General features: G+C 46.8%; 25 protein-coding genes. 13 read left to right on the plus strand and 12 right to left on the minus strand.

What is annotated here, in order from left to right:
• The gene (locus AC121Z_RS02050) at positions 1–582 is read right to left on the minus strand and encodes a PilN domain-containing protein (protein WP_498126244.1); all 582 of its coding nucleotides are present in this window, start codon (positions 580–582) and stop codon (positions 1–3) included.
• On the minus strand, positions 570–1634 hold the full coding sequence (gene pilM / locus AC121Z_RS02055; protein WP_498126246.1) for a type IV pilus assembly protein PilM: 1065 nt from the start codon (positions 1632–1634) through the stop codon (positions 570–572). Before pilM ends, AC121Z_RS02050 begins: the two co-directional genes overlap by 13 nt.
• Positions 1635–1898: 264 nt before the next feature.
• On the opposite strand from pilM, the gene AC121Z_RS02060 reads away from it, so the two are divergent.
• Genes AC121Z_RS02060 through AC121Z_RS02080 form a run of 5 tightly spaced genes read left to right on the plus strand, consistent with a single transcriptional unit; the run spans position 1899 to position 7962 of the window.
• Complete coding sequence (locus AC121Z_RS02060) at positions 1899–4631, plus strand: penicillin-binding protein 1A (protein ID WP_498126248.1); 2733 nt, start codon at positions 1899–1901, stop codon at positions 4629–4631.
• A 27-nt stretch (positions 4632–4658) separates the two neighbouring features.
• Entirely contained in the window at positions 4659–6344 is a 1686-nt protein-coding gene (locus tag AC121Z_RS02065; RefSeq protein WP_498126250.1) for an NAD-dependent malic enzyme, read from the plus strand.
• A gap of 9 nt (positions 6345–6353) precedes the next feature.
• A complete protein-coding gene (locus AC121Z_RS02070) occupies positions 6354–7109 on the plus strand; it encodes an MBL fold metallo-hydrolase (RefSeq protein ID WP_498126251.1) in 756 nt (251 codons plus the stop codon).
• A 51-nt stretch (positions 7110–7160) separates the two neighbouring features.
• Positions 7161–7547: a PAS domain-containing protein gene (locus AC121Z_RS02075; RefSeq protein ID WP_498126253.1), complete on the plus strand. Its 387-nt coding sequence runs from the start codon at positions 7161–7163 to the stop codon at positions 7545–7547.
• A gap of 31 nt (positions 7548–7578) precedes the next feature.
• Positions 7579–7962 (plus strand): hypothetical protein, encoded by a 384-nt coding sequence (locus tag AC121Z_RS02080; protein WP_498126255.1) that lies wholly within the window; start codon positions 7579–7581, stop codon positions 7960–7962.
• Between the two features lie 135 nt (positions 7963–8097).
• Here the strand turns inward: AC121Z_RS02080 and argA are convergent, their stop codons facing one another.
• Genes argA through argC form a run of 6 tightly spaced genes read right to left on the minus strand, consistent with a single transcriptional unit; the run spans position 8098 to position 14798 of the window.
• Positions 8098–9411 carry an amino-acid N-acetyltransferase gene (gene argA / locus AC121Z_RS02085; RefSeq protein WP_498126257.1) on the minus strand — a complete coding sequence of 438 codons (1314 nt, stop codon included), beginning with the start codon at positions 9409–9411 and terminating at the stop codon, positions 8098–8100.
• 5 nt (positions 9412–9416) lie between these two features.
• Positions 9417–10808 (minus strand): argininosuccinate lyase, encoded by a 1392-nt coding sequence (gene argH, locus AC121Z_RS02090; RefSeq protein WP_498126258.1) that lies wholly within the window; start codon positions 10806–10808, stop codon positions 9417–9419.
• A gap of 4 nt (positions 10809–10812) precedes the next feature.
• On the minus strand, positions 10813–12027 hold the full coding sequence (locus AC121Z_RS02095) for an argininosuccinate synthase (protein WP_498126260.1): 1215 nt from the start codon (positions 12025–12027) through the stop codon (positions 10813–10815).
• 11 nt (positions 12028–12038) lie between these two features.
• Positions 12039–12974 (minus strand): ornithine carbamoyltransferase, encoded by a 936-nt coding sequence (locus AC121Z_RS02100; protein WP_498126262.1) that lies wholly within the window; start codon positions 12972–12974, stop codon positions 12039–12041.
• Between the two features lie 5 nt (positions 12975–12979).
• A complete protein-coding gene (argB, locus tag AC121Z_RS02105; protein WP_498126264.1) occupies positions 12980–13771 on the minus strand; it encodes an acetylglutamate kinase in 792 nt (263 codons plus the stop codon).
• Entirely contained in the window at positions 13764–14798 is a 1035-nt protein-coding gene (argC, locus tag AC121Z_RS02110; RefSeq protein ID WP_498126266.1) for an N-acetyl-gamma-glutamyl-phosphate reductase, read from the minus strand. The genes argB and argC overlap by 8 nt, the downstream gene beginning before the upstream one ends.
• A gap of 350 nt (positions 14799–15148) precedes the next feature.
• Here argC and AC121Z_RS02115 point away from each other — a divergent pair, with 350 nt between their 5' ends.
• Positions 15149–15559: a methylglyoxal synthase gene (locus AC121Z_RS02115; protein ID WP_498126268.1), complete on the plus strand. Its 411-nt coding sequence runs from the start codon at positions 15149–15151 to the stop codon at positions 15557–15559.
• Between the two features lie 69 nt (positions 15560–15628).
• A complete protein-coding gene (locus tag AC121Z_RS02120) occupies positions 15629–15739 on the plus strand; it encodes a hypothetical protein (RefSeq protein WP_498126270.1) in 111 nt (36 codons plus the stop codon).
• Here the strand turns inward: AC121Z_RS02120 and AC121Z_RS02125 are convergent.
• Positions 15736–16488 carry a Spy/CpxP family protein refolding chaperone gene (locus AC121Z_RS02125; RefSeq protein WP_498126272.1) on the minus strand — a complete coding sequence of 251 codons (753 nt, stop codon included), beginning with the start codon at positions 16486–16488 and terminating at the stop codon, positions 15736–15738. The genes AC121Z_RS02120 and AC121Z_RS02125 overlap by 4 nt on opposite strands.
• Positions 16489–16654: 166 nt before the next feature.
• On the opposite strand from AC121Z_RS02125, the gene AC121Z_RS02130 reads away from it, so the two are divergent.
• From AC121Z_RS02130 to trmL, 4 genes are read left to right on the plus strand one after another with little or no spacing between them, the layout of a single operon-like run.
• Complete coding sequence (locus AC121Z_RS02130; protein WP_498126273.1) at positions 16655–17350, plus strand: response regulator; 696 nt, start codon at positions 16655–16657, stop codon at positions 17348–17350.
• Complete coding sequence (locus AC121Z_RS02135; protein WP_498126275.1) at positions 17350–18768, plus strand: ATP-binding protein; 1419 nt, start codon at positions 17350–17352, stop codon at positions 18766–18768. Before AC121Z_RS02130 ends, AC121Z_RS02135 begins: the two co-directional genes overlap by 1 nt.
• Positions 18752–19741, plus strand: coding sequence for an alpha/beta fold hydrolase (locus AC121Z_RS02140; RefSeq protein ID WP_498126277.1), 990 nt, complete (start codon positions 18752–18754; stop codon positions 19739–19741). The genes AC121Z_RS02135 and AC121Z_RS02140 overlap by 17 nt, the downstream gene beginning before the upstream one ends.
• Entirely contained in the window at positions 19734–20198 is a 465-nt protein-coding gene (gene trmL, locus AC121Z_RS02145; RefSeq protein WP_498126279.1) for a tRNA (uridine(34)/cytosine(34)/5-carboxymethylaminomethyluridine(34)-2'-O)-methyltransferase TrmL, read from the plus strand. Before AC121Z_RS02140 ends, trmL begins: the two co-directional genes overlap by 8 nt.
• Positions 20199–20240: 42 nt before the next feature.
• On the opposite strand, the gene ppiC is transcribed toward trmL, so the two are convergent.
• Positions 20241–20519: a peptidylprolyl isomerase PpiC gene (gene ppiC, locus AC121Z_RS02150; RefSeq protein WP_498126281.1), complete on the minus strand. Its 279-nt coding sequence runs from the start codon at positions 20517–20519 to the stop codon at positions 20241–20243.
• 369 nt (positions 20520–20888) lie between these two features.
• Between ppiC and AC121Z_RS02155 the strand changes: the two genes are divergently transcribed.
• Complete coding sequence (locus AC121Z_RS02155) at positions 20889–21131, plus strand: type II toxin-antitoxin system ParD family antitoxin (protein WP_498126283.1); 243 nt, start codon at positions 20889–20891, stop codon at positions 21129–21131.
• Complete coding sequence (locus tag AC121Z_RS02160; RefSeq protein ID WP_498126285.1) at positions 21128–21430, plus strand: type II toxin-antitoxin system RelE/ParE family toxin; 303 nt, start codon at positions 21128–21130, stop codon at positions 21428–21430. The genes AC121Z_RS02155 and AC121Z_RS02160 overlap by 4 nt, the downstream gene beginning before the upstream one ends.
• A gap of 76 nt (positions 21431–21506) precedes the next feature.
• Here AC121Z_RS02160 and AC121Z_RS02165 read toward each other — a convergent pair whose 3' ends face one another.
• Positions 21507–22367 carry an alpha/beta fold hydrolase gene (locus tag AC121Z_RS02165; protein ID WP_498126287.1) on the minus strand — a complete coding sequence of 287 codons (861 nt, stop codon included), beginning with the start codon at positions 22365–22367 and terminating at the stop codon, positions 21507–21509.
• 203 nt (positions 22368–22570) lie between these two features.
• On the minus strand, positions 22571–24598 hold the full coding sequence (locus AC121Z_RS02170) for a VIT and vWA domain-containing protein (protein WP_498126289.1): 2028 nt from the start codon (positions 24596–24598) through the stop codon (positions 22571–22573).
• Positions 24599–24670: the final 72 nt, after the last annotated feature.

Here is a 24670-nt window from a genome sequence, read left to right on the forward strand (position 1 = left end):
CTATTTGCCCTCCACAGTCGCAACTTGTAGCTGTGGTGCTACTCGCGGGCTGATTGAAAATGTCAACTTGAACTCGCTGACTGCATCGGTCGAGGAGGTATCGGCGACGATAGATGACAGCACGCCATTGGAAAACACTTCAGAGGTCTCCAAACGGCGCATAAAGTCGGACAACCGATTGTTACTATCGCTGATGCCATCGATATCAATTCTGTTACCGGTGCGAGTCATGGTTCTAAAGGCTACGCCAGGCGGTACGATGCGCGCAAGCTCGTCAAAAACTCGCGGCGCAATATTCCGACTGGTTTGCAGTTGCTCGATCAGAGCCATACGCTGCTCAATCGCAAGCTTGGCTTCTTTAATCGTCTTAATTTTGTCAATTTGCGTGTCTAAAATACTAATCTGAGTACGCAAGAAGTCATTACGCGCATTTTGGTGGCTGATTTTCTGGTCGATAAATGCACCCACAAACCAAAATATTAAGCCGACAAAAACTGCAGTGACAAATAGTGCACCGAGATACTGTTGTTTTTGTGCTTGGCGCTGCTTTTCACGCCAAGGCAGTAAGTTTATATGTGCCATGGATTAAAACTCCTACTGGCTAACCCGGCAGCAATCGCCATCTGTGGTCCAATAGTCATCGCTTTTTCCACATCAATGTTTTTGGCAAACAGCATGTTGCTAAACGGATTAAATACTTCGACAGTAACCCCTAAATCTTGTTCTAGTATGGTTGCTAATTCAGTTATGACCGCGCCGCCGCCACTGAGTAAGAGCTTTTCTGGACGATTGGCGTGCGTGGCACTGATATACATTTGCATTGCCCGATTAATATGCTGCTGCAGGCTTGACGCGAAAATAGGCAGAATTTCCTGCTTCCACGTTTCTGGTAATTCACCATTAAGTAACTGATTTTGTGCGTCGTCGCGTTCGAGCATCATTGATGCACAAATATCTTGTAATAATGCATCGGTGCCAAAGTTATGCTCTTTGCTGTACTCAACTTCGCCATTTTTGGTGACCGAGACTTGTAATAATGAAGCGCCGATATTAATGCACACTGTTGAGTTTTCATCATTACCATGAAACGCCGTCACAGCATTGGCCATCGCATACCCTTCGATATCGATGATTTTAGGCTCGAAAGGAATTTCCCGAATAAGTGTCACCCGTGAATCGACAATGTCTTTGTGCGCAGCACTCAATAATACGTTGACTTGATCCATGTGCGTTTTACTCGGCCCTAATTCTTCAAAGTCGAGGTAAACCTCTTCAAGGGGGTAGGGGATCAAACTATCGGCCTCAATCTCAATCTGTCCTTCCAATTGATAGTCAGTTTGGTCGGGCTGCATTTGCACGACTTTGGTTAACACTGAAGGACCAGCCACTGCGATTGCGACATCCTTGATCTTTTTCTTTTTCAATCCAAGCTTTATCTTCTTAAGGCATTGGCTGACCAAATCAAAGTCTTTTAATTCGCGCTCAACGAATGCGTTCCCATTAATTGGTTCGCATGCGAATGCGGCAACTGTATAAGAGTCGCCTGACTTTTCTAACAGGACGGCTTTAATGAAGCGAGTGCCTATATCAAGCCCGATTATGGGTTGAGCGCTTCTGTTAAACAGAGATTTCATTAAATCGTTATTCCGCATCATTGGCGTTTTCATGGCTATAAATCCGAGAAAGCCATCATACGCCGTTATTTTCAATAATATGGTTCTATTATCGACACTTACGTATAATCCTAGACAAGTAATTGTCGTATTGACCGATAAACCTCATAGTAACAAGCAGCAAAAAAACCGCTGTGATGGATAAATTTTCAACAGCGATTTTATTGTTGTGATTAGTTATAATATAAGCCATTTCCTCGATTTTGCCTCGGAATCTGAAATTTTGTGAAGTACATCAAACCGTTATTCATTACTTTTATCGTTGGTTCCACTATCGGAATTGCCGCACTTGTAGGTATTTATTTTTATATCAAACCCGACTTGCCCAGCGTAGATGTACTGAAGGAGGTAAAGCTACAAACCCCCATGCGGATCTACACACACGACGGTAAGCTAATCTCCCAATACGGCGTGAAGCGCCGTATCCCGCTGGCGCTAGAGGAAGTGCCAGAGCAGCTGCGCCAAGCCTTGTTGGCAACTGAAGATAGTCGTTTCTATGATCATATTGGGATTGATCCCATTGGTGTAATCCGCGCAGGCCTTAACTTGTTGTTAACCGGTGAGAAGAGCCAAGGGGCCTCAACCTTGACCATGCAATTGGCCAGAAATTTTTTTCTTACACGTGAAAAAACCTATATCCGCAAGATCAAAGAGATTTTTATTGCGCTACATATGGAGCAAGTATTAACCAAAGAAGAAATCCTTGAGTTGTATCTGAACAAGGTAGAATTAGGTCATCGTTCCTTTGGTGTAGGCGCAGCAGCACAAGTCTATTACGGTAAGTCGGTAGACGAACTTAGCTTAGCGGAAATCGCTACCATAGCGGGTTTACCGCAGGCTCCATCAGTACTGAATCCAATTAGCCGACCCGATCGCTCAGTTGAGCGCCGGCGTATCGTATTACTGCGCATGCTGGATGAAGGCTTCATTACGCAAGATCAGTTTGAACAAGCCAATGCAGCTCCGGTTACTGCGCGCAAACATGGCGCGGAAATCGAAGTTGATGCGCCTTACTTGGCGGATGTTATTTACAACGAAATGATCAGTATCTATGGCAAAGAGGAAGCGGAAACGGGTGGTTATCAAGTTTTTGCAACAGCGCCATCTGAGATGCAATTGGCTGCGCAGCAAGCGGTGATCCGAAATATCCATGATTATGATGAACGGCATGGTTATCGAGGCCCAATTGGACAGCTTTGGCAAACAGAACCTGCGCTTCCTAATGATTCAAGCACAGAAGAACCGACTGACTTCGCACTTGAGGAAGCGACAGCGAGTCTAGATGAGCGGCTACAGGATGAGCTAATTCAACCAGCGTCTGAAGCGATTGAATTGCCAATGAGTGAGGACGCAATTCTCGAACATTTACTCAGTATCAATTGGATTGACCCTCTGCGGCCAGCCGTAGTCGTAGAGGTTGGCGAATCTAGCGTCCGCGTGTTATCGGTCTCTGAAAATCGACGTTTATTGCCTGTGCGGATCGAGTGGCCAGGGATTGCTTGGGCAAGGGAATATATCAGTGATTTTAAACAGGGAGCCGATCCACAAGTGGCCGCTGATGTGGTTTCTGCCGGTGACGTTGTGTGGATCCGAGAGCAAGAGGGGGCATGGCGTTTATCGCAAGTGCCAGATGTAAGCGCAGCCTTTGTAGCATTAGATCCAAGTAACGGCGCAGTCATGGCGGTTGTTGGCGGGTATAACTTCTATCAAAGTCAGTTTAACCGAGCGACTCAAGCAAAGCGTCAGGTGGGCTCAAATATAAAGCCTTTCGTATATTCTGCAGCTATTGACAGTGGTTATACGTTAGCGAGCATCATCAATGATGCGCCCATTAATCAATGGGATGCGAGCAGCGGTATTGCTTGGCGGCCACAAAACTCACCCGCTGAGTACGATGGCCCTGTGCGTATGCGGTATGCGCTCGGACGTTCTAAAAACGTAGTTTCGGTACGTTTGCTGCGCGGCGTGGGATTGGATGAAACCGTGCAGTACCTTACGCGATTCGGCTTTGAACGTGAAGAAATTCCGCGTGATGAAACGGTTTCGTTAGGCTCTGGCTCACATACTCCCCTTGAGGTTGCCAGAGGCTTTGCCACATTCGCAAATGGTGGATTTTTAGTGCAGCCATACTTTATCTCGCACATTACTAATGAACGTGGCGAAGCGATCTGGCGAGCCAATCCACCGCTAGCCTGCGACCCTTGTGAAGTAGAGATTGCCGACTCAACTGACGAGACTGTTGAGGGCGATGACATTGAGGCTTTATTGGCCCAGCAGTTTGCCTCCATTGGGACGGATTTAGACCAAACGGATACTTTATCCGCACATGCACAACCGTTGCTTAAAGCTGAGCGGGTAATATCAGAGCACAATGCATTTTTAACCCGAGAAATGCTGCGCACAGCCGTTAGGGCCAATGGCAGTTGGTCCAACAATACCTATTGGTTAGGCACTGGTTGGCGCGCGAGAAATATTTTAGAGCGCACGGATATCGGCGGTAAAACCGGTACCACGAACGATTCTCGCGACACTTGGTTCAGTGGCTTTGCGCCGGGATTGGTAGCAACTGCCTGGGTTGGTTTTGATGATATGAGTCGTCAACTGGGTCGCGTCACACGCAATCAGAATCTGGTCAATATGAACCCGGAAAAGTACAACTGGATCGGTAACGGCTTGGTCGGTGTCGAAGATGGTGCTAAAGCGGCTCAACCTGCTTGGATCCGCTTTATGCAAAGAGTTTTGGCGGATATTGAAGAACAACCTACAGCGATTCCAGATGGAATTTTAAGAGTGAGGGTTGACCGTTCTACGGGGCTGCTGACCTCACGAACTGATCACACCACTTTGTTTGAGTATTTCATTCCGGGCACAGAGCCGACACAATATGTGTTGGATGAGGACATTGTCGATCCAGCAACAGAACAGACTACAACGCCAGAAAATGATGAAATTTTCTAGCATTAAATTACCAATTTGAGACTGCAAATGGCACAGAATAACCACTTATACATCCCCCATGCAGGACCGGCGCTACTCGAGACACCTTTGTTGAACAAGGGCAGCGCATTTAGCTCAGAAGAGCGGGTCACGTTTAATTTGACTGGCTTGCTTCCACCGCGCTATGAAACCATCGAAGAGCAGGTGGACCGCGCATACATGCAATATCGAAGCTTTGAAAACCCGCTCAACAAGCATATCTATCTGCGCTCGATCCAAGATACCAATGAAACCTTATTTTATAATCTGATCCAGCAGCATATTGATGAGATGATGCCCATCATCTATACCCCAACGGTAGGTGACGCCTGTGAGCAGTTCTCAGATATATACCGTTCTTCACGTGGACTATTTATTGCCTACAGTGAACGTCACCAAATTGATGATATATTGCGCAATGCGACCAAGCGCAAAGTGAAAGTGATCGTGGTTACCGATGGTGAGCGGATATTAGGCCTTGGTGACCAAGGGATCGGTGGTATGGGGATCCCTATTGGCAAATTGTCTTTGTATACCGCATGCGGTGGCATTAGCCCCGCCTATACCTTACCGGTCATGCTCGATGTCGGCACCAATAACCAAAAATTGTTAGATGATCCTATGTATATGGGATCGCGTCATCCGCGTATTGGACAAAAAGAATACGATGAATTTGTTGAATTATTCATCAACGCAGTGAAGCGCCGTTGGCCTGAAGCTATGCTGCAGTTTGAAGACTTCGCGCAACCCAACGCAATGCCTTTATTGACGCGTTATCGTGACAAAATCTGTTGTTTTAATGATGATATTCAAGGAACTGCAGCCGTCACGTTAGGCACTATCTTGGCGGCGTGTCGCGTTAAGCAAGCCAAACTCTCTGATATGAAGGTTGTATTTGTGGGTGCAGGCTCTGCTGGTTGCGGAATTGCTGAGATGCTCATTCAGCAGATGGTCAGTGAGGGGATCAGTGACGCGCAAGCACGGCAACAAATTTTTATGGTTGACCGCTTTGGTTTATTAACTGAAGGCATGCAGGGGTTACGTGATTTTCAGGCACGCCTGCAACAATCGACAGCCCAACTCTCTGACTGGAGTTACAGTGGCGATTATGCGAGCTTGTTGGATGTAATTAACTGTGCGAAACCAGACGTATTGATTGGTGTGTCGGGTCAGCCTGGGTTATTTACCGAGCAAGTGATCCGCGCGATGGCCAAGCATTGTCCACAGCCGATTATCTTTCCGTTGAGCAATCCATCGCGCCAAGTCGAGGCACGACCTGAGCAAGTGATTGAATGGACTGAGGGCAATGTGATTATCGCGACTGGCAGTCCGTTTAAGCCAGTTGAGTATGCGGGCAAGACATTCCCTATCGCACAATGCAATAATAGTTATATCTTCCCAGGCATTGGTCTTGGCGTGATCGCCAGTAAAGCTAAGTTGATCAGTGATGAAATGCTCATGGCGACCAGTAATGCCTTAGCTGACGCTTCACCTTTGGCACTCGGTCAGGGCATGGAATTGTTACCACCGCTGACCACAATCGCTGAATTGAGTAAAAAAATTGCTTTTGCAGTGGCTAAAGTCGCAGTTGAACAAGGGTTAGCTTTGGAGCAATCCGATGAAATGCTGCATGCCGCCATTGAACGTAATTTCTGGCAAGCCCAGTATCGACCGTATAAACGAGTCAGCATCTAACCGTAAGCCATGATCATACATAAGCTTAAAGGCTATATTCAGAATATTTATCTGGTTGAGTATGACCATGGTTTGCTGTTGCTTGATGGCTGCAGTCAGGCCGATGTTAAACGCGTAACTGATTTCATTGCGCATGAGTTGCAACGGCCATTGTCTGATCTGATCGCATTGGTCGTGACGCATATGCACCCTGATCATGCTGGCGGCGCACATAAGCTTAGAGAGCTCACTGGATGTCGTGTGTTCGCACATCCGAAAGCGGCACGCTGGTATACAGGATTAGGTGGCCGTTTAGCCCATCTTATTGATATCGGGCTAGCGCTGTGGGTTGCCGGGCGACTTGGCAAACCACGCAAGCATATTTGGTATTCTGCGGTATTGCGCCCTGATGAATTAGTCAAAGATTATCAATTCATTCCAGGCTTTCCGGAATGGCAGGTGTTGCATACCCCAGGGCATACGGATCACGATTTGTCTCTGTTGCATGTACCGTCTCAGCACGTTTATATTGCTGATCTTATCGTCAGGGTGAAAAATCGCTACGTACCTCCATACCCAGTGTGTCACCCCAATCAATACAAACGCTCGCTGGAACGGATTGCCGCATTACAGGATGCAACTCTATATTTTGCGCATGCTGCCCCTGCCAAGTTGTCTGAACAGGACATCGGCAGAGTTTTAGCGCTTGCTCCGCATGAACCAAAGAATCATTGGCGGTCGACGAAATCACGGATCTATCGGGTGTTACGCTTACCGCTCGCATAAAGTTGACGGCTGAGTTATCCTGATTACGAGTTCTGACCAGCAGAGGTGATAATGGTGCCTGAATTCGCGAATAGCATTCTACAAGTTTTGCCTACACCAATCTTGATAGCGAAAGCGGAGGGGAATGATTTAAATCATCGTTGCGTTTATGCAAATCCGGCTTTCGTATCGCTATTTGGCTGGACCCTTGAGGACATACCTGACAAACAAGCATGGTGGTTTCATGCATACCCGGATCCAGAATACCAGGTAGTCGTGGAACGGCAGTGGGAGTTAGCATTGGAGACCATGCATTTGAGTAAAGAAGAGCATGTGATGATGACCGTGAACATTATGACTAAAGCACAAGAAACCGTTCGATGTCGCGTCTTCGCTGAAAAATTGGGAGCCAGTTTCCCTGACCATTATTGTGTGGCGTTTGTACCGATAAATGAGTAGTCCTTCTTATTCTATACAACGGACCTCGCGCATGATCTATGTGCGTTTGAGTGGGCAATGGACCACCGCGATTGATTTGGCGTATTTATCTGAACTGATTGAAAATATACGCGCCATGCGCGGCCAAACATGGGGCTTAATTGCCGATCTGCGTGATTGGGTGATTGAACCCGAAATTGCTGGGAAAAACAGCGGTTACGTGATTGATATTCAACGCCGCAATCAACTCGCTGAAGCCTGGATTGTTAACCATCCTGAACAAGGCAAACATCTGGATCATTTTTTTGACTCTTACAGTTTCAGTCCCGAGCGTGTGTACAGCGAACTCGAGCTTGAGCAATGGGCACAAAAACACAATTTACCTTTAGATAAAAACTTTTATGCTTGCAAAACAAACAATGCAGCTACCGAGTAAAGGCTAGGGTTGTGGTTAAAACTGCTTATCTAGTTTTTTCTAAATCCAATAGCTCAGTACCTATCAAGCGTTAGAATGCCAACTTTAACCACTAACAATACTTTTTACAGATTAAGTATCTGATTTCAGTTGGCATTAGCTGATAACTAATTCAAATACTTTAGAGTTGCGCTGGAAGTTATATAGCTCTTTCTTCTGTGCCGGTAAACTATCTAACGTAGCTGGTTTAAAGCCTTGCTCCAAAAACCAGTGTGCGGTTACTGTGGTCAGCACGAACAGGCGCTTAATGCCTTGTAATTGAGCGAATTTAATCACTTCTTCCAGTAAGCGCTCACCGCGATTTTTGCCACGATATTCGTGATGTGTTGCAACACAAGCCAACTCAGCACATGCATCATCCGGATAAACGTAAATAGCCGCGCAACCAATGATCATGCCATCACGTTCAATCACGCTAAAATGTTCTATTTCACTTTCAAGGCGTTCACGTGAACGCTTCACCAATACACCACTTTCTTCCAAGGGCTTGATCAGCCTTAAGATCCCGCCAACATCTTCAATGGTTGCACGGCGTAGTTGCTCATAGTGGTTACGCAGAACGAGAGAGCCGGTACCATCACGAGTAAACAGCTCTTCGAGCAATGCGCCATCCTTTTCATAACTGATACAATGAGCGCGGGGCACATCTTGCGAGACGCTGGTGGTAAGTGCTCGCAGCACGCTCGCTTCAGTTTCAATTTGCTCAGCGCTAATCATCTGGCGCAATTGCTCAAGCTCCAAGGTGCGCAGCAATTTACCTTCTTTGTCGACCACACCCAACCAATGCGAGAATACAATCAGTTTATCCGCTTTCAATGCTATCGCTGCTTGCGTTGCCACATCTTCATGAGACAAATTAAACACTTCACCCGTGGGGGAATAACCCATCGGCGATAACAGTACGATCGAGCCATCGTTGAGGTGGTCGTTAATACCGTCAACGTCAATGCGCCGCACTAATCCGGTATTTTCAAAATCAATGCCGTCGCGCACGCCCATTGGCTTTGCAACCACTAAGTTGCCCGAACAAACGCGGATTTGTGCACCGTGCATGGGAGAGTTAGGTAATCCCATGGTTAATAGAGCTTCAATGTGTGAACGGACCGAGCCCGCAGCATCCTTTACGCACTCTAGAGTGGCTTTATCTGTTACTCGTGTATCGAATTCAAAGCGCCCTTCTATACCACGCAACGCTACTCGTTGGTCGATTTGCGGGCGAGCCCCATGAACCAATACCAGTCGAATACCGAGGCTGGATAGCAATCCGATATCGTGGATGATGTTCGCGAAATTATCATGCTCAATCGCTTCCCCACCAAACATCAATACAAAGGTTTTGCCTCGGTGCGCATTGATGTAGGGTGCAGAACTGCGAAATAACCGCACACTGTCTTGATCACTCACCGCCATGCTAATTACTCAACATCCAATTGTTCATCAAGCCAGGCATGCGCGGCGAACAATGCGTCGTTGACTGGTGACGAGCCGGTGCCACCAAGAATGTTGCGTTTATCGACGAGATGGTCGAGCATTAATACTGGGTACACGTCCTCTTCGATCTCCACTGCAACCGTTTTTAATTGGGCCAATGACAAATCCTCAATGGCGCATTTATTTTCTATTGCCAGTAATACAGCTTTCCCTGCCAGATCATGTGCAGTGCGAAAGGGGATCCCTTTATCAACCAAATAGTCAGCTAGCTCAGTCGCATTGGCATACCCTTGCTGTGCTGCTTTACGACAGCGCTCCTCGTTCAAACTTAGGCCGTTCAGCACTTCAACGCCAATGGACAAACAGATATGCCATTGCTTGACTGCATCCATGGCACCTTCTTTGTCTTCTTGCATATCTTTGTTATAGGCTAAGGGTAGTCCTTTCATTGTTACCAGTAGGCCTTGTAAGTGCCCAAATACGCGACCACATTTACCACGCATTAACTCTAAGGCATCCGGGTTTTTCTTCTGTGGCATCAGTGATGAACCGGAGGTTACATCATCCGACAATTGCGTAAATCCTGCCTCACCGGAGTTGTAAAAAATGAGATCTTCAGCCATTCGACTTAAATGCATCATGCTAGTCGATGCGCAGAACAGTACCTCCAGCACAAAATCGCGATCAGACACCGCATCTAGACTGTTCAGGCATGGGCTTGCGAAGCCTAATTCTTGCGCGATTGCCTGACGGTCGACAGGGTAGGTTGTGCCAGCGAGGGCACCGCAGCCTAGCGGCGATTGATTTAACCGTTGCTTGGCATCCCGCAATCGGCTCAAGTCACGTTTAAGCATTTCCACATAAGCCAAGCACCAGTGCGGGAATCGCACCGGTTGCGCGCGTTGCAAATGGGTGTAACCCGGTAAAATTACGGCTTGATTACGCCCGGCACAGTGCAAGAGGGCTTGGATCAAGTGCAAAATGTCCTGACTTAGCGCCGTAATATGGCTGCGACACCACAGACGAAAATCGGTTGCCACTTGGTCATTACGACTGCGCCCCGTGTGCAGTTTTTTACCAATATCACCGACCCGTTCAATCAGCGCAGCTTCAATGAAGCTGTGTATATCCTCTTCTTGACTATTGGCGAAATCCAACTGATCTTGTTCGGCTTCTGCCAGCAGTTCCTTAAGCGCTGCAATTAATAATCTATGCTCTTCATGGTTAAGCACTCCCGCGTGATGGATGGCGTTAGCCCACGCGATAGACCCAGTGATATCCTCATTGACCATAACCTGATCAAATGGCAGGCTATCATTGACCTGCTTGAACATCTGGCTTGCTTGACCGGTAAAGCGGCCTCCCCATAATGCCATCGCGTTAGTCCTTCTGCGCTTGGTTTTTTAATGCCTTGATCCGGCTGGATAAACTGAAAAGACGAATAAAGCCTTCTGCATGGCTTTGGTCATACACAGTATCTGCACCAAAGGTAGCAAAATCTTCGGAATACAAGCTATTAGGTGAACGCCGTTGCACTACAGTGGCTTGCCCTTTAAATAGTTTTACCACAATGTCGCCCGTCACCTGTTGTGCGAAACTTTGCGCGCCTGCCAGCAACGCATCGTTTAATGCAGTAAACCAACGCCCGTCATACATAACATGGGAAAACTCCAAGCCGATTTGTTCACGATATTTCAGTGCAGCTTTGTCCAGCACGAGGGTTTCAAGCGCCTTGTATGCTTTCAGCAAGACTGTGCCTCCTGGCGTCTCATAGCAACCCCGAGACTTCATGCCAACTAGGCGATTTTCCACAATGTCTATGCGGCCTACGCCGTGTGGTGCGGCAAGCTCATTTAGCTTTACTAATGCCTGGTAGGGAGATAAAGCCTCACCATCTACATGAGTGAGTCTCCCGTGTTCAAAACTTAACATGACTCGGCCTGGTACATCGGGTGCTTGTTCTGGGGCAGTCGTGAGTGTCCATACTTGATCACTGGGTTCACACCATGGATCTTCCAATTCACCCCCTTCATGCGATATGTGCCATGCGTTCGCATCGCGGCTGTATATTTTGGTTGCTGATGCGGATGTTTTAATGTTGCGATCGGCAAGATACGCGAGCAAATCCTCACGCGACACCATGTCCCACTCGCGCCATGGCGCAATAACGGTTAAATCAGGTGCCAATGCGGCAAACGTACTTTCAAAGCGCACTTGATCATTGCCTTTCCCCGTGCACCCATGGCAGAGCGCATCAGCACCTACCTTGCGGGCAATCTCAACTTGCGCCTTGGCAATGACTGGGCGCGCCATTGATGTGCCGAGCAAGTACTCGCCTTCGTAGACAGCTCCGGTAGTAATCGTTGGGAAGATAAAATCACTGACAAACTCTTCCTTTAAATCGACGATATAGCACTCGCTGGCACCAGAGGCGATGGCCTTTTCATGCAAGCCGTCCAATTCTTCATCTCCTTGCCCCACATCAGCAGCAAATGCGATGACTTCACACGCATAGTTTTCGCGCAGCCATGGAATGATTGCCGATGTATCTAAACCCCCTGAGTAAGCCAATACCACTTTATTGATTGCGCTCATGTAAATCTTTCCTAACCTTCAGTTGTTGCCAGTAATTCGATTAAAATTGCATTTTGTGCATGCATACGGTTTTCGGCCTGGAGCATGAGTAACGATGCATCACTGTCCATCAACGAGCCGCTGATTTCTAAGTCGCGGTGCACGGGTTGGCAATGCATCACATATTTTGCACCAGTGTTCTTCATTAACGTTTCATTGACTTGATAGGGCATAAACGTTTGCTTTATTTCTGCCAGTGGCGTGGTGTCGCCCATCGACAGCCAGGTATCAGTATAGATGACATCCACACTGTTGTGACTACTCGTAAGCTGATTGATATCTGTTGTCACGTTGATCTCACAGCCGGTTTGTTGGGCGATACTTCGCGCTCGGGCAAGAATATTACCATCGACCTCAAACCCCGCAGGGGTAACCACCCATTGATTGCAACCCAAGAGTGCGCCGAGCAGTAGCAACGAATGCGTCACGTTGTTTCCATCCCCAACGTAGGCAAGGGTGCGGCCTTTTACGCTACCGTAGGTTTCTAGCAAACCCAGGTAATCAGCCATCGCTTGGCACGGATGAAAACGGTCGCACAGTGCATTGATGACTGGCACCTTGGCTGCCGCATCAAGGGTTTCTAAGGTTGTATGTTGGTATACCCGAGCAATAATGGCGTCGGCCCAACAGGCAAAATTAGCCCCCATGTCTTTAATATCTTCGCGACCAGCCAAGTTATTTGATTGACTGTCCAGATAAACCAAGTGTCCACCCAACTTATGAATACCGATATCAAAGCTAACGCGGGTTCGCAACGACGGTTTCTCAAACAAGGCAATAATCGATTTCCCAGCAAGACTATTCGCGAACTGGCGCGGGTTTTGTTTCACCTTTAGGGCTAGCGCGAGCAATTTCTCAGCCTCTGCAGGCCGCCAATCATAAAATGTCAGTAAACTTTTTTTCGTCATTCGCATTAACCTAATTTGTGCGGGATGATTTGGGTGCCAAAAGGCGTTTGATTGTCTTGAGTTGTATTTGCAATCAAGGATTCCATCGCCGACCAGCTGCCAATGGTTACCGGTTTGCCAAGATGGTTAGCGGCTTGCAGTGCTGCGTATACCTTTACCAACATACCATCTTTAATCGCTTGTTTGGCGACTAGCTCTTGAATGCGTAATTCAGATAACTCGGTCAGTGGCTGGCGATTATCATCTAGTACCGCCGTTACATCGGATAGTAGATATAAATCAGCACCTAGTAGCTCAGCAATGGCAGTGGCGGCTTGATCGGCATTGACGTTTAATAGGCGACCATTATTATCGCATCCAATCGAGCTCATAACGGGTAAATAGCATTTTTCAAGCAGGCCGTTTAATAGCTCAGGATCGCCTGGTGCGGCTTGCCCTACGGCTTGCAGTGCAGTTGAGATTGCGCCACATTCAATACTATTTCCATCAAATAAACTGAGTCCGACTGGACGCAACCTTTGTTGTTTCGCTAGCGCACAGAGTTGACGGTTTGCTGTACCTGCCAATGCGCCGGTTATATAGGGCATCTGCTCATCGGGTGTTATCCGTAACCCTTCATGTTTGTTGGACTGAAAGCCGAGTTTAGCCAACAGAGTTTCAACGCCATTACCGCCGCCGTGCACAATAACCACCTTACGGCTGACGGTTATCTGCTTAATCGCTTGAATAAATCCAGTCAGTGCAGCAGTATTTTCCAGTAATGCTCCGCCCACTTTGATAACCACAGGATTACGCATCGTGGTTACCTCGCTGAGGTATCAAGCCAACCCAATCAGGCAAGCCAAAAGCGAGATTGGCACATTGCAGCGCCTGACTTGCAGCACCTTTTAATAGATTATCGATGGCGGAGCTAATAACCACGTATCCTGTTTGTGGTGAGTACTGCCAATAAATGTCAGCAAATGCTTGATGTGCCACCTCGTCAATTTTTGGTGCCTGTGTTCTTAACCTAACCAATGCACTGTGCTGGTACGCCCGGATGAATGCCTCATCCACTTGCGTTGCGGTAACCCCGTACTTTAGTTTGCAAGTGATTGTGGCAAGAATACCGCGCTTGAAATTCCCCAAGTGCGGCGTAAAGATTACTGGGGCACCTAAGTATGCACTGATCTCAGGGGTATGTCGGTGCGATAGAATGCCATATGCCTGCAAGCTGACCTCACAAAAGCTGCTATTGAAGGCTGCTTTGCGGCCAGCACCACTCACGCCAGAGACAGCATTGATAATCGGGAAATGCGCTGAGTCCAGCAATTCCGCCTGCATCAGAGGTTTAGTCGCGAGTAATGATGCCGTGGGGTAACAACCAGGGACTGCGATCAAATTTGCTTGAGCGATGTCAGTTGCATACCATTCAGCCAGACCATAGACCGCCTTACATAGTGTTTCTGGATGCGCATGAGGAAAGCCATAGAATTGCTCAAAGACCTGCCGGTCTTGTAATCGAAAGGCACCGCTAAGATCGAACACTTTAGCCTTACCTTGCAATAACGTTGCGACCCAATCATGACTCGCTTCATGAGGCGTTGCGAGAAAAATAATATCAAAGGATTCTGCTAACTGCGCTAAATCTTCCTGACCAATGGGGAGCAGTGGTAGATCGACATAGCCCTGCAGGGCTGGATATAGCTCGCTCAGTGGTTTGTTGGCGTCTGCACTGGTTGCACTTACGCAGAGTTGGCCTAATTCAAAATTTGGGTGACTATTTACAAGCCGCGCCAGCTCGGCGCCGGTATAACCGCTAGCCCCAATAATGCATACTTTCATTTTTATTCATTTCGTTGGAATTAAAAGAACTTTTTATCTTTGACTGTCGTGCCATTGGAACAGCGTTACAAGCAAAGATAAAAAGGAGCCAAAGATATTACTTGCATCGCAATTTAAGTGATTCCTGGCTAGTCAGGGAGTATTTTAGTGTTACTGATAAATGCCTTTTCATTATGTTCAAATTAGCGCTTATGAATTCCAAGCAAAGAATACATGAAAAAGAATAAATATTAAATAAAAAAGAATAAAAATTCATTTAATTGCGGTGCGCTGCCAGCAAAACTCTTTAGCTATCCAAATGTAGGCGTGGCAGTATATGGTGTAAAATTACACAGTGATGAGTAAATAACATGCATGAACCGACCGTAGCGCTTGTCGCCCATGATCATAAAAAATCGGATTTATTGACTTGGGTAGAAGCCAACGTCAGTCGTTTAGGCCAATGCCAGTTAGTGGCGACGGGAACCACCGGAGGCTTGCTGGCTGACAAAACCGGTTTAAGTATTCATCGGTTTAAAAGCGGTCCGCTGGGTGGCGATCAACAAATTGGGGCACTCATTGCCGATAATAAGTTGGATGCGTTATTCTTTTTTTGGGATCCACTAAATCCAGCCCCGCATGATCCCGATGTTAAAGCCTTGCTGCGACTATGCTCGGTGTGGAATGTGCCGGTTGCTTGTAATCGCTCAAGCGCGGACATGATTATCACATCGCCACTATTCTTATCGCCAGACTACACACGAGACGTCCCAAACTATTAGTCTGTTATTTAGGTTTTGAGGCAATAAGTCGTTAATTTTGGCCCGTATTCAGTCGGATTAAATTGTTCTATGGAAAACGGTATCGTCGAAGCGTTCATCGAGTCCAATGCTGAACATGATTGGGGCGCGACGATACCAGTGGATGCAGAGGGGGGTTATTGCCCCGTGCAGGGGGCTTAGCCCCTGCGGCCTTTGCGTTGCATTAGTTTTTCGAACTTGCTTTGTTGCGCCTCTGTTAACTCATGGAACATCTGCTGCTGAAGGTGAGCTCGGTGCAGAGTGAGTTGTTGCTGTACCGGCTGATACTCCGCATATAACGCTTCCCATGCTTGCTCATCAAACTCGGTTGCTTGGATAAGCGCACGTTCCAACACACGCATGGCACGCAATTGCTGTTTAAGTGGGGCGATTAACTGTTGTGTATCCTTTTGCAACATTTGTATTGACTCTTGTTGTGTCTCTGTCAACGAAAGCTTATCTGCCATGTGAGACATGCGGTCACTCCAGTCAGGTCTCTCTTTACCTTGCGGCTGTGCCTGTTGCACAAATTCTGTCTGTTGTTCGGGGGTCAGCAGTAACCATATGTTGTGACGTAACTCTGCGCGCTCAAGTAATGCCGCTTTATGCTGTTGGGCGTGTTGGGCTAACAGTTGCTCCACTAACTCAGGTTGCCAATCGTCAGCTTGTACGATGTCTTTTAGCGCCTGACGAAATGCGTGTTTATCGGCTTTAAACACCGCACGGTCTGCTTTGGCTTGCTGCATTAAAGCTTTTACATCTTGCTTTTGCTGCGCCCCTAAATCCAATTGTTTTAAGGTTTGTAACATAGGATTCTGAGACGGGTGCTGTGGATGCGCTACAGCTATACTCGCGGCACTAATAGTAATAGCGCCAATAAAAAGTAAAGAACGAATGGTTGGGTATTGCATAATAATGTCCTCAGGGGTGTAATATTTTCGAAGCCCTCAGTCTATAAAACTGGATGCAAAGAAACGCAAAGCCAGTGTAAAGGTTGTGTAAAGTTAACCACGAAAAGATGAATTCACTAATGTAATCTCATAGTCTACGCTTACCAAAACAGCCACTTGCTCTCTCATGGATACCCGACAACTTTTAATTATCGACGATGACCGCGCGTTAACTGATTTGCTAAAAAGTTATTTCGAGCCGCAAGGTTACGTCGTTTCTGTGTGTTCCGACGGCCGCTCAGGACTCAGTGAAGCAACGTCAAGAAATGATATTGATGTGATTTTGCTGGATGTGATGATGCCGCAGTTAGATGGCTTTGAAGTGCTTAAGCAACTCCGGCAAACACACCTAACGCCAGTCATCATGCTCACCGCCCGTGGTGATGATTTTGACCGCGTGTTAGGTCTGGAATTGGGCGCCGATGATTACTTACCCAAGCCATTCAATCATCGCGAACTGTCGGCACGAGTGAAAGCCCTCATACGGCGCAGTGAACATGCGCTGTTGGCGGTGAATCAACAGGATATTCAGTTTTCTCACGTTTGCATTAGCCAGGCTAAACAAACGGCTTTTATCAATGGAGAGCCACTGGCACTGACTATGACAGAATTTATGTTGCTTAAACTTTTAGTGTTAAACGCGGGGCAAGTGGTCACCAAAGAAAAAATCAGTGAACAAGTGCTGGGGCGAAAGTTAGCACCCTTTGATCGCAGTATTGATATGCATGTGAGTAATGTGCGCAAGAAACTCACTGATGCCGGTTTAAACGATGTCATCAAAACTCATCGCGGGGCTGGTTATACCTTGAGTGAGCAAGTGTAATGCAATGGCGACGTCTTGATCCGCGACACAGCTTTTTTGGTCGGATCTTTTTTTGGTTTTGGTTTATTACTTTGGTGAGTTTGGGAGCCGGCGTGCTCACTGCGCGTTACTTTGTTGCTACCCCAGAGTTTACTACACCAACGCAGCAACAGCGCAATACGTTAACGGCAGTGGCGCAGCGGTTAAGTGAACTACCAATCTCGAATAGAGCTGACTTGGAGAGAGCATTACGTCGCGTGGGGCGGCGCTTTGAAACGGCGGTTTTTGTGGTCGATGCCCAAACGGAGCAAATTGAATTTGGTTTTCCTCCGCCGCCACGGCGCGCCATGCAACCCTATATTGATCTCGCTAAAGGACAACAAGTGCTGGTGTTAACACGCGCGAATACGCAGTTTGTCGGGCCGCAGACCATTCGCTTGGGACAGCGAGATTTGGCAGTTTTTACGGGACAAATGGGGGTTAATGCAACCGCGCGTTTACCAATGGCATTAAGTATTCTGGCGGTCGCGTTTGTGGTGAGTGGGGCACTGTGTTTTTGGCTGGCGCGCAGTTTTTCGCGTCCTGTCGGAGAAATCCAGTCTACTACTGAAGGCCTAGCCTCTGGTAACTTAGGTGCTCGAGTTAATTTGTCGCAACCGCGCCAGGATGAATTAGGCAAGTTAGCGCTAGCAACGAATCAAATGGCCGCGCAACTACAACAATTGTTTACTGAGCATCAGCGCTTTTTGGCTGATATATCACACGAACTGCGGTCACCGCTCACCCGTCTCCAAATTGCGATAGGTGTAGCAGAACAGCAACCTGAAGTGTCACAAGATCTGTTGCAGCGGATCAGCAAAGAAAGCGAGCAAATGGAACACATGATTGCTCAGTTGCTATGGCTCTCACGCCTCACCAGCAATAGTGTCGAACTTAAGTTTCAACTTTACTCCGTAGCCAATATTATAGAGTCGTTGCTATACCCGCTATTGCAGGATTTGCGTTTTGAAGCTGATGCTCATGATAAAAAAATCACGTTTAGTGATACCGAGGCCGCTTTGCAGCCGTCAGCCAGCATTTGCCAAGAGTTACTCGTAAGCGCGCTGGAAAATGTCTGCCGTAATGCGATTCGCTATGCAGCAAGCACGATTGATTTAAGTATCAAAACGACAGCAACAGCGCTAGTGATTACAGTGATGGATGATGGTTCGGGCGTCAACGCTGATGAATTAAGCGCGTTGTTTAAGCCCTTTTACCGTACCGATCCGAGTCGCAATCGGGACAGTGGCGGTGCCGGCCTAGGTTTAAGTATCGCACAGCGTGCAATTGAGCGTCACGGTGGTAATATACAGGCACAATTACGCCAGGATAACCAGGGCTTGGTGATTTGCATTGCAATTCCATTAGCCAGTACAGTACACGATGTGGAAAATTCTTAGTGAGCAAGCGCTTACGACTGCCTACGAAAATGAAATTAAAGACTTTTGGCAAACCCAAGTGGTGCAAGATAGTTTCACGGGTGAACGCGGCACCAATATCCACTATGCGACTGTACAGCCGGCGCAGCCGGTTGCTCACTTGGTATTCTCAAATGGTCGTATTGAAACCTTAGTTAAGTACAAAGCGTTCGCCTATGAGTGCTTTCTCAACAATATTGCCTTATACATGCTGGATCATCGTGGTCAGGGATTGTCTGATCGCATGCAAAAAGACCAGCAGCGAGGGTATGTCGACGACTTTTCCGATTATACGAAAGACCTTGCTACCTTCGTCAATCAAGTGGTTTTGCCTGTAAGTAAAACTCCTCCGGTGCTTGCCTGTCACTCCATGGGCTGTGCGGTTGGCTTTTTAACTGCGTTGCAGCACCCAGATATATTCAGCCGCGTAATGTTTTGCTCTCCTATGTTTGGTATCAAGCCCAGTATCCCTGCACCGTTACTCGATATTTTGTTGTCGGCTGGCTTATTAGCGAATCGCTGGTTTGGGCGTAAAGCTTGGTATGCTTTCGGGCAAGGCCCTTATATCGAGATCCCGTTTCAACTGAATACATTAACGCACAGTGAAATACGCTACCGTCAATTCAGGGCAGAGTATAAGCAATTGCGCTCACTGCAATTGGGTGGTGTCACTTATCATTGGCTGGCTGAGGCCACTCAAGCGATGGCGCGAATTGAGCGCACTGCAAAAGACTTCCACTTGCCAACCCGCGTATTGATTTCTGGCGCCGACAAAGTGGTTGATAACCAGCGCATTCGTCGTGTGGTTGGGCAGTTGCCGAATGCAATCGTAAGCACAATTGATGGTGCCCGACATGAACTCCTGTTTGAAAGTGATAGTTACCGCAATCAAGCGATGAATGCGTTATTCGATTTTGTCTGTGGATCTCAAGAGATTAGTCCTGAACATGCTTGATATCGTCTTATTCCAACCCGAAATTCCACCCAACACCGGTAATATTATTCGCTTATGTGCCAATACCGGTTATTCATTGCATCTTATAGAGCCACTGGGTTTTGATTGGGATGATAAAAAAGTGCGGCGGGCGGGACTGGACTACCATGAGTTCGCCGACGTAAAACGCTATGCAGATTTTTCTACTTACTTAGCCGAGCGCAAACCAGCACGCGTATTTGCTTGCGAAACCACGGCCACGCAATACCATTCAGACGTTAGCTTTCAGGCGGGTGATGCGATTCTCTTCGGGCCGGAAACCCGCGGCATTCCTAATGAACTAATGGACACTTTTTCGCCAGAACACCAAATTCGCATACCTATGCTACCCAACAGCCGAAGCATGAATTTATCCAATGCAGTTTCTGTCGTGGTGTATGAAACCTGGCGTCAACTGGGGTATCCGAGCGCTTGCTAACCATTTGTGGGTCTTCCACTGACGCTTCCTACACGACGGTCTTTAATTGCGATACAGGGTTTTGATCAAATGGTACCCAAAACGTGTTTTTACCGGCCCATGAACAGTGAGAATAGGCTTTTTAAACACCACATCATCGAAAGCCTTCACCATTTGCCCACGCCTAAACTCCCCTAAATCGCCGCCGCGTTTACCTGATGGGCAAATAGAATAACGTTTTGCTAACGCACCGAAGTCTTTGCCTTGTTGCAGTTGCTTGAGGATATCCTGAGCCTGCTGTTCAGTTTTTACCAATATATGAAGGGCACTGGCTGTGGCCATGATTAATTTCCTGCCGACGGGTTTTCACTGCGACTATAGCTTAAATCATCATAATTTGTGAATGGTAAGCGAAGTGACGGATATTGAGCATGCTTGGGGGAACAACCGAATGGCAGCTAACCCAATATATAAGATTTCAGTTGATTTTCCGGACACCAAAGCCGTTAACGACCAGGCTCAATTAAAGTCGGCTCTAGGTCTGCTCCATTGACATTCCGGTTATTGAGAATTCTACCAACAACCGGCGAGAGCATGTTGCTAAGATATCTAAAATTAAGTGAGTTGACGCCATAGTCGTTTGTTACGTGCTATTGACTTAAAGCGTGCGGATACCATAATTAGGTACATATTGGTACTTGGAGAAAGTAAATGGCTAAAAATACCAGCATTACCCTTGGAGACCATTTTGATGGTTTTATTGCTAGCCAAATTCAAACAGGTCGTTATGGTTCAGCGAGCGAGGTAATTCGTTCAGCGCTCCGCTTACTGGAAACACAGGAAACCAAATTAAATACTTTGCGTCAATTGCTTGTGGCAGGTGAAGAAAGCGGCGAAGCTGAATACGACCTTCGTGACCTGGTATCAGAACTCGATGGTGAGTTAAAAGAGTGAAACCATTTAAGTTAACTGTATTAGCAAAAACCGATTTAAAAGACATAGCGCTGTTTACACAACGAAAATGGGGTCGAGAACAGCGTAATGTTTATCTTAAACAGTTCGACGATTCATTTTGGATGTTGTCTGAAAATCCTGATATTGGCAAAAGTTGTGACGAAATAAGAGATGGATACAGAAAATTTCCGCAAGGAAGCCACGTTATTTTTTACAAACAAACCGGTAGTCAGGAAATTCTCATCACAAGAATCCTTCATAAAAGTATGGATGTACATCCTGTAAGCTTTGGAGAATAACGACCCGCATAACGGGCAAATATACGTAGGCTTAAATACCGAGCAAAGCGAGTGTTTATGCGTTTGTTAAGCCCCACTACCTTACCAATCCCTGTATTTTAGATACTACTAGCTCTGGGTCTGAAAGGTGTAAATGGTGTTTTTCTGATTCCGAATAAATAATCTCGACATCAGTTGAAAGTGATTTGAAATAGTTCTCTGCCCCCTGTTCTAATGATTCCATTCTTTCCGCTATTACATCAGGAACAAAAGGAGGGTCGTAGGGCTCTTCGGATTGTTGTGCGCGGATGACAATAATGGGCTTAGAGTCAAAATCATTGGAGCTTGATAGTTGTTGGTAGCTTTTCATATGATCGATGTTTTCCGGCACACGTTCAAACATTGGATTTAAAACACTTTGTTCAAATTCCATGTAGCGTTTCAACTCTTCGTTATCGGTTTCAAAGTCTTGAGGCCAACGAGTACCCATCGTGTAAAAATACCCGAGAGTAGGAGGAGCGATAAAAACAGCACCTAATACTTCATCGGGGTAAAGGTTATTGTACGCAGTAATAATATACGAAGCGTAAGAGCCTCCGGCGAAATAGTATGGTGGATTAATATTTGCAGCAGATAAAAGAGCGTGAAGGCGTTTAGCGTTGTCGTTAATCGTAAAAGGAACTGGCCCTTTTTCGCTTTTGCCTAAACCAGAACGATCATAAAGACAGATACTATATTGGTCTTTGAGCTCTTTAATATTATTCAACCAGACTCCATCAGAGCCAAAACGACCGAACCCTTGCTCAAGTATTAATTTTGGTTTGTCATTTTCATAGCATTCCAAATAGAGACTAAAGCCACCAACATCATACATTCCGGATTTGGTTGGGATAGGTTCATCAGCTGAGACGCCGAGACTAAGCAGTATTAAACATATAGATAATAATTTGTGAAACATCGTGATTCCTTTCTCGTGGGGCTTAACAATTTAATAGTGCTCATTGCGCATTTTTTTACCGAGCATGCGCTCTTTTTCATCCATAGTGCCATGATTACCAAGTTTCTGAAAGCCGCTGGAGATAACGCCTAAGTGAAGTTCGAGTGAATTACGTTGTGGACAAAAACGCCCTCCACCCTGTTAACAGTGAAGGGCTTAACGAGTTAACTCATATGCTGCAAGCGCAGTTTAAGCTGGCTGTATTTTCGGTACCCGACTAATACCAAGAGCAATACGAGGAGGCACTTGCCCATGCTGCCGCCCGAACCTGAAGAATTGGAATAGGTGGCACGGGGTTGGTTAAACATTGGTGCTTGTTCGTCCACTTTAGTGGTGTTGATCGGATTGAGTGCACGTTGTTTCCGTGCCTGCTGCTCCTTTTCAATCCTCCGTTGATTGGCTCTGTCGATCCCAAGTGCAGCGAATACATCTTCTTCAACCACCAACATAGAGGTGTAGTCGGTGACGAGGCCGTATTCAATAGCCAAGTCAACAATCGCGTCTTGTCGATCAGCATCCTCGCCAAAGTCTTGTTGCTGTTGTTTAAGCGTTTCAATTTGGCTGAAAGCCCAGAGTCTTTCGAGTTCCGGAAAAGATTCAGCGTACTCAGGAATCGGGAAGTAGCTAGCATAGTGCACGGTCTCGCTACCGCGCTTGGCTGTTAGCTCAACTTGTAATTCACCGTCGCCCCAATAGTGCCCCATCAGAACTAATTGCTGACCACGATACAAGCTTTGAATATCGACAGGGTGCACATCGGCGACTTTCACACCGCTAAAATTAACGGCAATATTGCGCAGGGCCTGATGATTAACTTTACTCGCTGCGTTTAACAGCAGGCCGGTAATGTCATCATTGGTGGAAACATTTAGCGCAAAACCATTGCTTGCTTTGGTGAGACCGTTAAGTAACGGCTGATTAGCTCCATTGCCCATAATGAAAGTAAACAAGCGCACATCTTTTTGCTGCATCAGTTTAATGAACGCTTGCTGCTTGGTTTCACCAACGTTAGCGACACCGTCTGTGACTAGCCAAATGGCGCTAGTACGGTCAGCATCTAATTCATTCAGCGCAGATGCTAGGCCAGCATACAAATTCGTGCCGCCATCGGGCTGGTACTCATCTAACGACTGAATGAGATGGTTTATTTCGTTTGGGGTTGCCGGGGTAAAATGATTGCGGACCAGGGTTGCATGGTCATTAAACAGTACGATTTTGATCCGGTCATTGGGCGATAGCTTTTTCAGACCGGCTTGCACACCTTGGAGCAGTGTCTGATATTTGCCTGCCATGGAGCCAGAATAATCTAATACAATTATCCAATCGCGCCCTTGGGTGAGTGGTGCTAAATCGTTGCCGGGGGTTAAGGTCATGAGAAATGTGCCGCGCTCACTGCCTGCTGCGCGATAAGTCATCATATCAACACTGCCAGGCAAGTGATCGGCTAGGCGCCAATACACCACAATGTCTTGATCGAGGCGATACTGACTCGTACGCTCTGACTGCGGATCTTGGTTGGTCAAACGCACCTGCCAGGATTGACCATGCTGCGAATTGATTTGTGCTTGCGGATGGGCTGGAAGACGAAAATCCGCCACTGGATAGCTGCTATTCAAGCTTAAATCGAAGCGAAAGTTTTGCTCTACGACTTCGTTTGCGGTCCAGAACGCATTTTGCGCCTCATCGGTACCTCCAAATTGTAAGGGATACACAAAGCGCGCTATTCCGTGATCGACATGCACTGGCTGTAAATAAACCAGCTTTAGTTTGATGTCTTGCCCGGCGGGAATTTGGCTAACCTTGATCTGAAAGTCTAAGTAGTCATTTTTTTCTACTAGAGCGGCATTACGCCCTTGAGCTTTTTGCTCAGCATAAACCGTTTTAGCCGTTTCTTTCGCCAATACCTCAGCATGCACCGGTGTGCCATTCAGCCAATAGGTAAATTCACCAACACTCGCATTTTCAGGAACGGGAAACGAATATATCGCTTCCAAAGGTGCACTATGAGGATTGCTAAACACCTGTTCCACCTCAATCACGGCAAAACTATGGTCAATAGTTACGTTAACTTGGTGTTGTTGAATACTGAGTGTTTGTGTTTGGCCGACAGGCGTTAATAGACCGGATGCCAAGGTGAATGGCGCAAACAGCAACGTAGTTATCAGCAGTAGGGTTAATTTTTTGTAGAACATTTTCCTCTCCAATGAAACAGTGTTCGATTTAATATATTGAACACCGTTCGATAAAAGTCAAGAAAAAATAAA

It is taken from the genome of Alteromonas sp. DYW1, from assembly GCF_059752595.1.